The organism is Paenibacillus sp. PvP094 (genome assembly GCF_040546835.1).
Taxonomy (GTDB): domain Bacteria; phylum Bacillota; class Bacilli; order Paenibacillales; family Paenibacillaceae; genus Paenibacillus; species Paenibacillus illinoisensis.
Map to the genome: position 1 here is coordinate 4,541,338 of NZ_JBEPOM010000001.1, position 14,139 is coordinate 4,555,476.

The following is a 14,139-nucleotide window of genomic DNA, read 5'->3' on the forward strand; positions in this document are numbered from 1 at the left end:
ATTTAACGTTTTGCGGGGGTGAAGTTATTGGATAAGCTTAGTCTACATGATGCATTAAAACAACGAATATTAATCCTCGACGGTGCGATGGGGACCATGATTCAACAAGTTGATCTCACTGGTGCAGATTTTGGCGGAGAGGATCTGGATGGCTGTAATGAAATGTTGGTACTTACACGTCCAGAACTCATCCAGCGCATTCATGAAGAATATCTGGAAGCTGGTGCAGATTTAATCGAAACCAATACATTTGGAGCTACTTCGGTTGTATTGGCCGAATATGATATCCAGGATCGTGCCCGCGAGATTAACCTCGAAGCTGCTCGAATTGCGAGAGCTGCGGCAGATCGGTTCTCGACTCCAGAGTCCCCACGGTATGTGGTAGGTGCGATGGGACCAACAACGAAGACGCTCTCGGTTACGGGCGGCGTAACGTTTCAGGAGCTCATCGACAGTTATTCCGAGCAAGCGCTCGCTTTAATTGAGGGAGGCGTTGATGCGCTACTGCTTGAAACTTCGCAGGATACCCTTAATGTCAAAGCAGGCAGCATAGGTATCCAGCAAGCATTCGAGCAGAGCGGAATTAAGCTCCCTTTGATGATCTCAGGGACAATTGAACCGATGGGAACAACCCTTGCGGGTCAAAACATCGAATCCTTTTATATATCCCTAGAACACCTTAACCCAATTTCAGTGGGACTAAACTGTGCTACAGGCCCGGAATTTATGCGTGACCACATCCGTTCTCTTTCCGGAATGGCTTCAGTAGCAGTCAGCTGTTATCCGAATGCAGGTCTACCTGATGAAAATGGTAATTATCATGAATCACCTGATTCACTCGCTCAGAAGATTGGAGCATTTGCCGAACAGGGATGGTTAAACATCGCCGGAGGTTGCTGCGGTACAACTCCAGCACATATTCGGGCGATGCGTGATACGCTTGCCAAGTACCCCCCAAGAGAAATGAACGGAACACATCCGCCAGCATTATCCGGTATTGATCCCGTATATATAGAGCAGGATAATCGTCCATATATGGTTGGTGAACGGACCAACGTGCTTGGCTCTCGGAAATTCAAGCGCCTGATCGTTGAAGGGAAATATGAGGAAGCTTCGGAAATTGCACGCGCTCAGGTGAAAAATGGTGCACATGTTGTCGACGTTTGTGTGCAGGACCCGGACCGCGAAGAAGCTGAGGATATGGAAAAATTTCTCGAACTGGTCGTCAAAAAAGTAAAAGTTCCGCTCATGATTGATACAACCGACGCAAAAGTCATCGATCTTGCTCTTCAGTACTCTCAAGGTAAAGCGATAATTAACTCCATTAACCTTGAGGATGGGGAAGAGAAATTCGAGCTTGTAACTCCTCTTATCCACAAATATGGCGGAGCCGTTGTAGTGGGTACCATCGATGAACGTGGACAAGCCATTAGTCGGGAAGATAAATTGGAGGTTGCCAAGCGTTCATACGATCTGCTGGTGAACAAGTATGGATTGAAGGCTGAGGACCTGATTTTTGATACGTTGGTGTTCCCTGTTGGTACCGGGGATGAGCAGTATATTGGTTCTGCCAAGGAGACCATTGAGGGGATTCGGGTTATCAAGGAAGCTATGCCTGAGTGTCATACGATTCTTGGTATCAGCAACATCTCATTTGGATTGCCTGAGGCCGGTCGGGAAGTCCTAAACTCTGTCTTTTTGTATGAATGTACGAAGGCAGGACTCGATTACGCGATTGTAAACACGGAGAAGCTGGAACGTTATGCTTCCATCCCTGAAGAAGAACGCAGATTGTCGGAAGAGCTGCTCTATAATACAAATGACGAAACACTCGCTGCATTCGTAGCGGCATTCCGAAACAAAAAGGTTGAGAAGAAAGAAAAGATTTCGAATCTTTCATTAGAAGAGCGTCTCGCCTCTTATGTTGTCGAAGGCAGCAAAGAGGGATTGTTGCCAGATTTGGAACAGGCTCTTGCCAAATACTCAGCGCTTGAAGTCATCAATGGGCCACTTATGCAGGGGATGGAAGAAGTAGGCCGACTGTTTAACAACAACGAGCTGATCGTTGCTGAGGTTCTACAGAGTGCGGAAGTAATGAAGGCCTCAGTTGCTTATCTAGAACAATTCATGGAGAAAAATGAAACATCTGTGAAGGGCAAAATCATTCTGGCAACGGTTAAGGGTGATGTGCACGACATCGGGAAGAACCTGGTGGAGATCATCCTATCCAATAACGGTTACCGAATCATTAATTTGGGTATAAAAGTACCACCAGAACGAATCATAGAAGCATATAGAGAAGAAAAAGTCGATGCAATCGGCTTATCCGGTTTGCTTGTCAAATCGGCACAGCAGATGATTGTCACCGCGCAAGATTTGCGTACAGCGGGTATCGACGTACCTATCATGGTGGGCGGAGCAGCACTTACGCGCAAATTCACCAAGAACCGGATTCGTCCTGAATATGACGGAATGGTTGTATACGCAAAAGACGCGATGGACGGTCTGGATTTGGCTAACAAGCTGATGAACCCGGTTTCCCGTGAAGTCATGCAACTGGAGATGGAGGCCGAAAAAGAAGCAGATGCGTCCAGTGCAGAAACAGTTAAACCGCTGCCGGAGCTTACGCGAGTTGAGCGGTCGGATATCGCAATCGACAATCCTGTTCTTGTTCCTCCGGATCTTGAGCGGCACACGCTGCGTAATTATCCATTGTCGCACATTTTGCCGTATGTAAACATGCAGATGCTGCTTGGTCATCATCTTGGCCTTCGCGGTTCTGTGGAGCAGCTGCTCGCTTCGGGTGATCCAAAAGCTACCGATCTCAAAGCGGTTGTAGACGGAATAATGCAAGAAGCAGTCCGGGATGGAATTATCCAGGCACATGCGATGTATCGCTTCTTCCCGGCACAATCCAGCGGGAACAGCATCATCATTTACGATCCCGAGAATACAAGCAATATTCTGCATACCTTCACATTCCCGCGGCAAAAGGTTGAACCGTTCCTGTGCCTGTCTGACTTCCTTAAGCCCGTGGAATCTGGAGAAATGGATTACGTTGGATTCATGGTTGTAACAGCCGGTCACGGTGTTCGTGAACTATCTACGGCATGGAAGGAGCAAGGGGATTACCTTCGATCACATGCTCTGCAATCTGTAGCGCTTGAAGTGGCTGAGGGATTAGCTGAACGAGTGCATCATATGATGAGAGATATATGGGGCTTCCCGGATCCGGCGAACATGACCATGAAACAGCGTCATGGCGCACGTTACCAAGGGATACGGGTGTCATTTGGATATCCGGCTTGTCCGGATTTGGAAGATCAGGGGCCACTCTTCAAGCTGATGCAGCCTGAGGACATTGGTGTGGAACTGACGGAAGGCTTCATGATGGAGCCGGAAGCTTCCGTATCCGCGATGGTGTTCAGTCATCCGCAAGCCAAATATTTTAATGTTGAAAAAGCATAGTCAATAAGAGGTCAGGCAGAGCCCTCCGCATCGTCGGAGGCTTTTTGCTGGCAACAGAAAGAGGTGCAATCCGGATGGAACTATATTTCCTGGGAACTAACGCTGGTGTACCTACACTGCAGCGGAATGTAACTTCCATTGGGCTCCGCATGTTGGATGAGCGAAGAGCTTTGTGGTTGTTTGACTGCGGGGAAGGAACCCAGCACCAAATTTTGAGTTCACCGCTAAAACTGAGTAAATTGGAGAAAATCTTCATTACCCATCTTCATGGGGACCATGTATTCGGGCTTCCCGGCCTGCTTTCGAGCAGGGCTTACCAGGGAGGGACGACACCCCTTACGGTTTATGGACCGCCTGGGACAGAACGTATGATTACAACCGTAATGGAGTTAAGTCAGTCTCGGATTAACTATGAGTTGAAGATTGTTGAGCATACAGGTGGTTTGCTGTTTGAAGACGAGAGCTTCATTGTAGAGTCTGCATTACTGGAACATCGGATCGACAGCTACGGCTACCGAATTACGGAGAAGGATCGTCCAGGCAGTCTCGATCAAGCTAAGCTGGCAGAGTATGGTTTGAAGCCGGGTCCTCTTTTTGGTCGTCTTAAACGCGGTGAGACGATTACCCTGGATGACGGCAAAGCTGTTCGTCCGGAGGATGTATTAGGAGCTCCCAAACGCGGCAAAGTGATAACCATTTTAGGAGATACAAGACCGTGTGCAAATGTATTGCCCCTCGCTAAGCATGCAGATGTACTTGTACATGAAGCAACATTTATGGACGATTTGGCAGATACCGCTCATGAGTACTATCACAGCACTGCTAAGCAAGCGGCTGAGGCGGCCAGAGCAGCAGATGTTGGAGAATTGATTATGACTCATTTTAGCTCTCGTTATAAGGATGATGAACAGCTGCAGCCCCTTTTGGACGAGGCAAAGGCCGTTTTTCCTAACTCCAGATTGGCGAATGAGCATCAGTTAATTCCTGTCATTCATCATCAGAATGGATCTCAGTTATAATTAAGGCAGTTGGGCTTCAAAAAAGTTTGTTTAAAGGCGGCAATTCTGGCGGGACTGAAGGGGAGAGGCCCTGAGGTCCCTTTTGCAATCTGATCGGAAAGCGTGTAGGATGGGCAATATGAGCAGGGAAATGAACCAAATTATTTTCCGGGAAAGCGCAGGAAATGACAAGCTTGTACAGAAGGCGCGCGAGTGAAAACGTCTGGGTTCGATTCGGTTCGACGTGTTGCGTGCTCATACGAGCAAGCCCGTATTATTTTTTGAAATACATAGCTATGGATCAATAAAACATCAAAATGTAATTAAGGACATGAATGGTTAATGGTCTAAAAGAAAGGAAGTGCTCTGTATGATTAAGGCCTATCTGATCGATCTGGATGGAACACTCTATCATGGCAGACATCGGATTGAAGGGGCAGACAAGCTTATTCAGACGCTGAATGAACAGGCTGCACCTTATTTATTTGTAACAAATAATTCTTCACGTACACCGCAAGGGGTAGCAGATCACTTGAACGAAATGGGAATTCCAGCGGAAGCATCTCAAGTTTGTACTTCTGCAGTTTCTGCTGCTGAATATGTAGCTGAAGAATCTCCTGGCGCAAGAGTTGCCTGCATTGGAGAAGCTGGTTTACATCAGGCTATCGATGAAGCAGGATTGCAAAGGACGGAAGAAAAGCCGGAATACGTCATTCAAGGCATTGACCGTGAATTTTCCTACCAAAAACTAACCAAGGCACTGCGCTGGATTAATGATGGAGCAAAATCAATCCTGACCAACCCAGATCTGCAGCTCCCCTCTGATGATGGCTTGACTCCAGGAGCAGGTACCATTGGTGCTGCGATCGAAGCGGCTACAGGTGTTTCACCAACTGTAATCGGCAAGCCTTCCAGCATTATTATGAAGTCAGCGATTGATCGATTAAATTTAAGGGCTGATGAAGTGGCAGTGATCGGGGACAATATGCGTACAGATATTGCAGCAGGAGCAGCAGCTGGATGCGAGACATTGCTCGTATTGACCGGAGTCACAACGAAAGAAAATATGGACACTCATATTAGCGCGACCAAGATACGTCCTGATCATGTGTTTGATGATTTGCATAAACTGATTGAGTGGCTGTTGCAACAAGCGAGCCAAGCATCCAAGAAGGGATAGATACAGATGCCGGAACTGCCGGAAATGGAAAACTACCGGACATTATTGTCCGCAGAAATACTTGATTTACCTATTACTGGTGTTGTCGTTAATCGGGAAAAATCCATCAATAAGGAGCCAGAGGAATTTACGCGCGAACTTACAGGCAATCGTATTATTTTTGTCGAGCGCCGGGCGAAGCATCTTATTTTTCATTTGGCAAACGGTAAACGACTGGTGCTCCATCTCATGCTGGGAGGCATGATTTACTGGGGGACTGAGGCAGATCGTCCTGATCGGTCGACACAAGTTGAGATTCAATTTGGTGATCATATCTTGTTCTTTATTGGACTCCGATTGGGTTATTTGCACCTGCTTACATCCAAGGAAACGGAAGAAGCCATGGCCGATCTTGGACCTGAGCCACTTGATCGACGCATGAATCCTGAGCGTTTTGCTTCATTGCTGAAAGGACGCCGCGGAACGCTCAAAACGACCCTGGTTAATCAGCACATTATTGCTGGTATCGGCAATTGTTACTCGGATGAAATTGCTTTTGCTGCAGGTTTGAGACCTAGTTCCAAAACACAGAACATCGCCAGTTCACCAGAGCTCACAGAGCGTTTGTTCCGTTCTATGCAGTCGGTGCTCCGTGAAGCAGCTTCGGAGGGTGGTTATATGGAAATGCCGCTGATGCAAGGGGACACGAAAACAGGAAGTTTTGATGAGCAATGCAGGGTATATGATCGCGAAGGGGAAAGCTGTCCACGTTGTGGAGGCACGATTGAACGAGTGGAAATTACGGGGAAGAAGGCTTTCTTCTGTCCGAATTGTCAGCATGAGGCCTAAATACGGAATCGGCGCACACGTCAGCACGAGAGGTGGATTTTTACAAGCAGCCAAGAGGGCATACGAGATGGGGGCAACGGCATTTCAATATTTTCCGAAGAACCCCCGGAGCCTTGGTTTGAAAGATCCTGACCTTAAAAATGCTGAATTGTGCCGGGAGTGGTGTGAGGAGAATGACATTGCGTCCATTGCACACTCACCCTATCCGACGAATCCGGCTTTGGGCATGACCCGTGGAGAGGCGGGGTTTCATGCTACCGTAGCTTCCATAAGGAATGATCTGCATATTGCGGATGCGTGCGGTTCAGTAGGAACGGTAGTTCATTTTGGACATCTTAAGAGTGATCAGCCGCTTGAAGGGTATCAGAATCTCATCCATTGTTTGGATACGGTTTTGGAAGACTGGAATGGACAGGCAAAGATCTTGCTCGAAAATCAGGCAGGTGACCACGGTCCAATGGGCACGACGATGGAAGAAATGATTCAGATTCGCAAGCTGAGCCAATATCCGGAGCATATTGCTTTTTGTTTTGACACATGTCATGCTTTTGCTTCAGGGATGTGGCACAGCAATAGTGAACAGGATATGCTTCAGAAAGGCAGACAGCTTGGGTACTGGGATGCACTTGCTGCTGTGCATTTTAATGACTCCAAATATGCTTCCGGTTCGTGCAAGGATCGACATGCGCGAATTGGTCAGGGATTTATAGGAAGCAAAGCGATGCAAGAATTGTTGAGTTCACCTGAGTTCCAACGAGCTGTCGTTGTGTTGGAAACCGAGACAGGTGAGGATGGGACGCACAAAGATGATATTGAGGTCATGCGTTCCTGGTTGTAAACGGGGAGAGGAGTGGTCGTATGCATGTTTTCTTGGATGATTACCGGTCATGTCCCAAGGGATTTGTCTTGGCTACCAATGCTGAAGAATGTCTGATGCTGCTCAGGGAAGGTGACGTGGATATCCTGTCCCTGGATTATGAATTGGGTCCGGATTCGCCAAATGGTGGAGAAGTTGCAGCTGCCATTGTACGGGAAGGGCTGTTTCCGCGCGAAATTTATTTACACACCTCCAGCATGTACGGCAAACGTCAGATGTACGAATTGTTATATACCAATAAACCTGACACTGTAAATGTACACAACGGTCCGATGACAGGTGAGGTTATGCTTCGGGTTGCTGCGGGAGAGCTCAGCTGATGAAGCCCATTCATTCGAAGCTATTGATGCGCGGTGTGTGGGAAGGTATTCCTCAAGCTGTATTTATCTACACCCCTTTATGCGGTACATGTGCTGCAGCGAGAAGAATGCTGGAAATCGCGGAGCATTTGCTGCCTGAGAATACATTATTTGAAATGAACATTCATGATATTCCGGAACTTGTGCAGCAGTTTAAAATTTCAAGCGTACCAGCAGTGATGCTGTTTGATGGAGAGCAGGAGGTACCTAAAATAATTTACCGAATGTCCTCGGTGGAGCACCTGCTAAATGAAATTCGAAAGGCGGTCCTGAAATGAGGATTATTTCGATGGAGCATGTTTCTCTCCGCCGTGAGGATAATCAGATCCTGGATGACGTTCATCTGCATATTGAGCAGGGCGAGCATTGGGTCATTCTGGGACGTAACGGTTCAGGCAAAACAACGCTGCTGGAAATGATGAATGGATATATGTTCCCCAGTCAAGGGCGTATTGAGGTGCTGGGGAACTTATATGGGCAATGTGACGTTCGTGAAGTCAGAAAAGAGATTGGTTATATCAGTCAAACGCTGATTGAAAAACTGACATTGCGAGATCCGGTCTGGGAGGTCGTTGCGACAGGTGCATTTGCCTTTTTGCGTTTTTATCAGACCATACCCGATGAAGTGAAGACCAGAGCCTTGAATCTTCTGGATGACATGGGCTTCGCTAAACTGGCTAATCACCCGCTGGGTACACTTTCCCAGGGCGAGCGAAAAAAAGTCATGCTGGCACGTTCATTGATGGCGGATCCTAAGTTATTAATTATGGACGAGCCGTGCGCTGGACTCGATCTGTACGAACGGGAAAAAATGTTGGCTGAAATCGACCGACTTCATCAGCGCAATATAACAGTAGTATATGTAACACATCATGTTGAAGAGATCATGCCCTTATTTACACATGTAGCATTAATTCGCGAAGGTCGTATTGCTGCGGCAGGAAACAAACATGAAGTTTTGACACAGGATACAATTATGCATACGTATGACATTCCGGTCGACATTGAGTGGGATCACGATCGACCATGGATTCGCGTACGTTCTGGAGGGTAACACAAGTTGAGTACACAGTCGTCTAGCGGAGAAGGGAACTTCTCCCGTTTTATCTGCACAGCCAATCATGGCTTTGCGCCCTATGCTCAGGAAGAACTGCGCCGTACATTCGGTGCTGTTAAGAGCACGGTACTTGTACCGGGTGAAGTCCTTCTTGCCGGCTTACCGGTAACAGAAGAAGAGGTATCGATCAAACTCCTTGAGGAAAATCCAACGTTTTTACGTCACATTCAACCTGTTCAGTTTCAGGAGAATACGGAAGATTCTGATCAGGCGATGGAGAGACTGATTGCCTTTATTACAAACCATACGGAGTTGACCGGAACCAAAGTGGCATTACAGGTTCGTAAAACGGAAGGTTCATTTTGGCTGGAGAACGCTGCTTCATTGAAGCAATGGTTGACCGAAAAGCTGGATACACTAGGCTGTGATTGGGTTGTTCGCGATGCAGACTCTGTTATTTCTGTGTTTGCGGCAGATGATGCATTGTACGCTGGTATATCACGACCTGAACAGAACCTTTCCGACTGGAGCGGGGGAGCTGTACGCTTTCAAAAAGAGAAAGGCCAGATCTCGCGAGCCAAATTCAAGCTGCTTGAGGCAGAGCAGACATTTGGCATCGATTTTGCATCGTTTCACAAAGCGCTTGATATTGGTGCTGCCCCTGGTGGTTGGACTTCCTTTTTGCTAGAACGAGGATTAGAAGTCACAGCAGTGGACCCGGCCAAAATGGATGCCACACTTCTGGAATCGCCCAAACTTACGTTTTTGAAAAAGAATGCAGGTGATGTACGGTTCCGTGAAGGTGAATTTGACCTGCTTGTCTGTGACATGAGCTGGAGTCCCAAATTGATGAGCCGACTCGTTTCGGACTTGTTATATAGTCTTCAATCCGGTGGAACAGCGGTTGTTACGGTAAAATTGCTTCATAAGAAACCACTCGCGCTGATCAAGGAAGTCATTGATACGTTTGAGCGTTCACGGATGCAGATTCAACGATCCAAACAATTGTTTCACAATCGCGAGGAAATAACACTTTATATGATTAAATATTAAGCACGTAAAGATTTTAAATTTACTACTTTACAATATCTTGTGGCGTATACTATAATGATACCAATATTAACCATAATGAATCCAAGGGAAAGCATCCCGAGGTGGACAAGTCTGGATAACCGGACTGTTGCACTTCGGTAAGCTTTCCCTTTTTTGTTATGCAGAAAGGAGGATTATACATGAGACATCCGGCGAGGCTGGAACACGGGAGCCTGCTGGGAGGACGATATCGAATCGAGTCCGTACTGGGTACAGGTGGGATGAGTCACGTATATAAGGCAGAAGATATGAAGTTGCCAGGTAAAACCTGGGCAATAAAAGAAAGTGTTGCTACGGTACCTTATGAATCGAGTATGGAGACGGAAGCTGCTCTTTTGACCTCACTCAGGCATCCCAGATTACCGTTGATTGTTGATTTTTTTGTACCGGATGAAGAGGGCTACACGTACCTGGTAATGGAATACATTGAAGGTCAGACACTGAGTGATTATCACAAGCAATGTCGCGGAAAGATTCCCCTCGAACATATGACAGATTTTGTGCTCCAATTACTTGACGTGCTCAGTTATTTGCATGGTCTGAATCCAGCAGTGATCTATCGCGATCTGAAGCCATCCAACATTATGATAACCCCAGACCATGAAGTCAGGTTGATTGATTTTGGGATTGCTCGCAGCTTCAAGGCTCAGCATATAGAGGATACGGTGAAACTGGGTACGGCAGGGTTTGCTGCTCCCGAACAATACGGTACCGGACAGACGGATGCCAGATCGGATTTGTATGGGCTCGGAGCACTGCTGCTCTACCTCATGACGGGTGGTACATATACAGAATGGATACAAGGCGTCGAAAGTTCCATACGCAGTGATGTACCTCGCACTTACATTCCGGTTGTACGGCGATTGTTGAGACAGAACCCCGAGGAACGCTTCCAATCTGCCGATGAAGTCCGCAAAGAACTGCTTCGAAGACCTGGAATAACGGAGAGTAATGATTCGACAACATTGACAATTAGCGGTGGAACTAGAGTTATTGCTCTGACAGGAGCATCTTCCGGTGTTGGAGTGACGCATACCGCCATAGCCATTAGCCATTACCTGGAGAGACAACAGTTTAAGGTGGCAGTCATCGAGATGTCGCCGCGCTCCCAATCGTTTGCAAGGATTCAGCAAGTTGCCCAAGCTGGGAAACCATTATCGACAGGCAGACAGTTTGCAGTAGACGGAGTGCACTATTGGAAGCAGTCCGGACGAGCAGACATTTTGTCTCTGCTGGGTGGCAGCTACCAATTCATCGTTATGGATCTGGGTAGTGGTCAGGATCAGAATCGACTGGAGGAATTTCTGAGAGCAGACCTGCCTATTGTTGTGGGCTCAGGTGCTGAGTGGAAGCAGGCAGAGATTAATGCATTTGTTCGTTCGCATCATCGTTATCCGAGAGACAAATGGATTTATTGTTTGCCGCTTGCAGCCACAGATGCTGTTCAACGTGTACGTAGAACTTTGAATACATCAAGTGTGTACGGACTTCCATTGCACATTGATCCTTTTGATAGGGATTCTCAGACAGACAAGGTATTAGCCCATATATTGAATCATTTGATCGGGCAGCAGCCCAAGAAGCGTTCGTTTTTTGCAAGAAGAATAAATTCATGATTAGAGGAGCTTGTGAAAGGAGAGCCTTTTTTGTCCAAATTAAGAAAACAAAGCCGACAAATGATCTATGCCGGATTAACCGGTGCGGGAGCAGTAGGATTATTATTCGGGGGATATGTCATCTACAACGTGATTACAATGAATGACACCAAATCTGAAATGGAGTCCCAGTATGCTTCAGCTTTCGAACAAAAAGAAGCTGAGCTGCTGCAGCAATGGAACACAGGAGCACAAGGCTGGGTAACGGTACGCGACGTTGAAGCAGGAGAACCGATCTTACCCGAGGATATTAAGCTTATCGCGGTGCCTGATGCTCAAGCGCCACGTAATTTATGGTCCAGCACCAAACAGATGGATGGGCAAGTAGCCAAAATAGAATTGAAAAAAGGAACAGCCATAACAACCGAAATGGTTTATGAAGACACGCCAGCACCGCCAGATTTAAGAAATCGTGAACTGCAGGTCGTTTTATTACCCACTTCACTTGCACAAGGCGATAATATTGACATTCGCATCCAATTTCCAACAGGTCAGGACTATATCCTACTTTCCAAGAAGAAAGTAGAGCGCCTGAATGAAGCGACGTTGTGGATTACCATGACTGAGGAAGAGATTCTGTCGCTGTCCAGCGCAATCGTAGATGCCTATTTACATAAAGCTTCAATTTATGCACTAACGTATGTTGAGCCTCAGTTCCAGACAGCTGCAATTCCAACGTACCCTGCCAATAGTGAAGTGCTGAAACTGCTTGAAAGTGACCCGAACATTGTTCGGAGGGCGGAACAGGAGTTGTCGAGACAGGTACGGAGTTCCCTTGAGAGCTCTCTGGCTGCTTCCATGACAGCGCCCTCCCAAAGTGTTGAGCAAGATGTTGCACAATCATCCGTTTCCCATAACAGCAGACCTCGCTCTAACAATATATCGGACGAAGTCATATGGAATGACGGATCAGGAAGCAATCAGCAAACGACAAATGGAAACAATCAATCCACGGAGTCTTCCGCATATACGGATGAACAGAAAAACCTGTTGACCGGAGGAGAGGAGTAGACATTCAAAATGTAAAAATATAATGCTGATAACAACGAACTAATGCATAAAAGGAAGGAGTTGAGTGTCACGTGCATACTTGGATTTTCGCTGGATTATGTGAAAAAAATGATCTTATGTTATATCTGTGCAAAATTTTAGCCACTTCAGGCAAGCGGGTGTTACTGGTTGACGGAACTTTACAACAAAAGTATGGGTACGGGGTTGGAGAAGGACACCATTCTCTGCGTATCACCGAATTTGAGGGTTTTGATATTGCCTGTCACTTTGTAACTTCGGCCGCGGTTGAGAGTCATCTGGAGGCTAGTGGAGAAGGTTTGGAATCCTATGATTTTGTCCTGTATGACATGGAAACCTCCCATTTCGCCTCTAGAGAATTATGGCTCACGGCTGATATTCGAGTCTGGGTGAGTGATTATGAACGTTACAATCTGGAACGAGGAAAAGGCTGGTTGAGGCGGCTTCTTGAAGAGCAATCATTACCAACAGAGCTTTCATTTCAGCGCATTCTGATTAATGCAGTTGACTGCAAATTGGAAGAACGTTACCTATGGGCCTATCTGGAAGGAAGTCCTTTTGTTTGGACAGGCGAATCTTTGATACTTCCATGGGATGAACTCACTGCTGCGGTGAAATTGGAAAATGAACATCACCGTCGGGTGCGGTTAGGGCCTTTGTCACGGAGCTACAAAAAATCACTATGTCGTTTGTTCGAACAATTGACTGGATGGGAAAGTGTTCGAAGTCGAAGAGCGATCAAGGAAGCGGAAAGGATGAGAGCATGAGCAACATTTTGTTTTGGAGTCCTTTTGCAGGTTCGGGCAGTACGTCCAGTGCAGTAATTAGCGCCTACGCCATGGCACTTCAATACAGGACACGAATTTTATTAGTGAACACAGGTCCAGTCGGCAGTGGTATTGAAGCACCGCTTCCATCTATGGAATTAGGGCAGGCTGACAGTCTGTTCAGATTTGAAGAGGGTGGTTGGGATGCAGTAGAACGACTACATATAAGCGGAAGCCTAGGCAAGCATAATTTGAAGGATTACGCGAAGCCGCTATTACGGGATAGATTGGATTTATTGACCGGAAGAATTAACCAGATGGAACGTACGCCCAAAGAACACATTGAAACGTTGAAAGCACTGCTGGAAGTGGCGAATGAGTACTACGATATGGTTTTGCTGGATGTGGACCGTGAGGGAATGGATGCGACCGTTCTACTGGCTCAAGCTGATTATGTTGTAGTGAATTTAACACAAAATATGCGTGATCTGGAATTGTTTTTTGAACACATCAAACCTGATAACTTAAGTAACCAAAACATGCATGTTGTCATCAACAAGTATGATCCGCAAGCAAGGGCAACTCTTAACAACATTCGCCGACGTTTCCGTTACAAAGGATCCATATCCATTGTGCCTTATACGACTGCATTTCTGGATGCTGTGAATCGGAGGGATACGGCTACGTATCTGCAGCTTGAAGGATTGAGTGACAGTAGAGATCTTCGAAAAGGGAGCATGGCCGCCAGTATGGCTGAACTTGCTCGCCTGATTATGGACGGTGCAGGTATGCGTACTGTTCTGAAAAGGCTGGAAAGGGGAGCCTGAAC

At 46.8% G+C, this 14,139-nt stretch carries 13 protein-coding genes; all 13 read left to right on the top strand.

Annotation, left to right across the window (positions count from 1 at the left end; translation table 11 throughout):
* Nucleotides 1–27: 27 nt before the first annotated feature.
* Nucleotides 28–3,468: a methionine synthase gene (gene metH, locus ABIC22_RS20950; protein WP_354483497.1), complete on the top strand. Its 3,441-nt coding sequence runs from the start codon at nt 28–30 to the stop codon at nt 3,466–3,468.
* A 74-nt stretch (nt 3,469–3,542) separates the two neighbouring features.
* Complete coding sequence (gene rnz / locus ABIC22_RS20955; protein WP_127536702.1) at nt 3,543–4,487, top strand: ribonuclease Z; 945 nt, start codon at nt 3,543–3,545, stop codon at nt 4,485–4,487.
* A gap of 349 nt (nt 4,488–4,836) precedes the next feature.
* Nucleotides 4,837–5,646: a TIGR01457 family HAD-type hydrolase gene (locus ABIC22_RS20960; protein WP_354483499.1), complete on the top strand. Its 810-nt coding sequence runs from the start codon at nt 4,837–4,839 to the stop codon at nt 5,644–5,646.
* A gap of 6 nt (nt 5,647–5,652) precedes the next feature.
* Nucleotides 5,653–6,474, top strand: a complete 822-nt coding sequence (locus tag ABIC22_RS20965; RefSeq protein ID WP_354483500.1) for an Fpg/Nei family DNA glycosylase — start codon at nt 5,653–5,655, stop codon at nt 6,472–6,474.
* Nucleotides 6,464–7,312: a deoxyribonuclease IV gene (locus ABIC22_RS20970; protein WP_354486038.1), complete on the top strand. Its 849-nt coding sequence runs from the start codon at nt 6,464–6,466 to the stop codon at nt 7,310–7,312. The genes ABIC22_RS20965 and ABIC22_RS20970 overlap by 11 nt, the downstream gene beginning before the upstream one ends.
* 20 nt (nt 7,313–7,332) lie before the next feature.
* On the top strand, nt 7,333–7,671 hold the full coding sequence (locus tag ABIC22_RS20975) for a cyclic-phosphate processing receiver domain-containing protein (protein WP_354483502.1): 339 nt from the start codon (nt 7,333–7,335) through the stop codon (nt 7,669–7,671).
* On the top strand, nt 7,671–7,988 hold the full coding sequence (locus ABIC22_RS20980; RefSeq protein WP_354483504.1) for a thioredoxin family protein: 318 nt from the start codon (nt 7,671–7,673) through the stop codon (nt 7,986–7,988). Before ABIC22_RS20975 ends, ABIC22_RS20980 begins: the two co-directional genes overlap by 1 nt.
* Before the next feature lie 2 nt (nt 7,989–7,990).
* Nucleotides 7,991–8,764, top strand: coding sequence for an ABC transporter ATP-binding protein (locus tag ABIC22_RS20985; protein WP_354486039.1), 774 nt, complete (start codon nt 7,991–7,993; stop codon nt 8,762–8,764).
* Nucleotides 8,765–8,770: 6 nt separating this feature from the next.
* Nucleotides 8,771–9,820, top strand: coding sequence for a 23S rRNA (cytidine(2498)-2'-O)-methyltransferase RlmM (locus ABIC22_RS20990; protein ID WP_354483506.1), 1,050 nt, complete (start codon nt 8,771–8,773; stop codon nt 9,818–9,820).
* Between the two features lie 179 nt (nt 9,821–9,999).
* Nucleotides 10,000–11,475 (top strand): serine/threonine protein kinase, encoded by a 1,476-nt coding sequence (locus tag ABIC22_RS20995; protein WP_354483507.1) that lies wholly within the window; start codon nt 10,000–10,002, stop codon nt 11,473–11,475.
* A 30-nt stretch (nt 11,476–11,505) separates the two neighbouring features.
* Nucleotides 11,506–12,525 (top strand): SAF domain-containing protein, encoded by a 1,020-nt coding sequence (locus tag ABIC22_RS21000; RefSeq protein WP_354483509.1) that lies wholly within the window; start codon nt 11,506–11,508, stop codon nt 12,523–12,525.
* 71 nt (nt 12,526–12,596) lie between these two features.
* Nucleotides 12,597–13,310, top strand: a complete 714-nt coding sequence (locus tag ABIC22_RS21005; protein WP_154893805.1) for a hypothetical protein — start codon at nt 12,597–12,599, stop codon at nt 13,308–13,310.
* Nucleotides 13,307–14,137, top strand: coding sequence for a CpaE/TadZ family protein (locus tag ABIC22_RS21010; protein WP_354483511.1), 831 nt, complete (start codon nt 13,307–13,309; stop codon nt 14,135–14,137). Before ABIC22_RS21005 ends, ABIC22_RS21010 begins: the two co-directional genes overlap by 4 nt.
* Nucleotides 14,138–14,139: the final 2 nt, after the last annotated feature.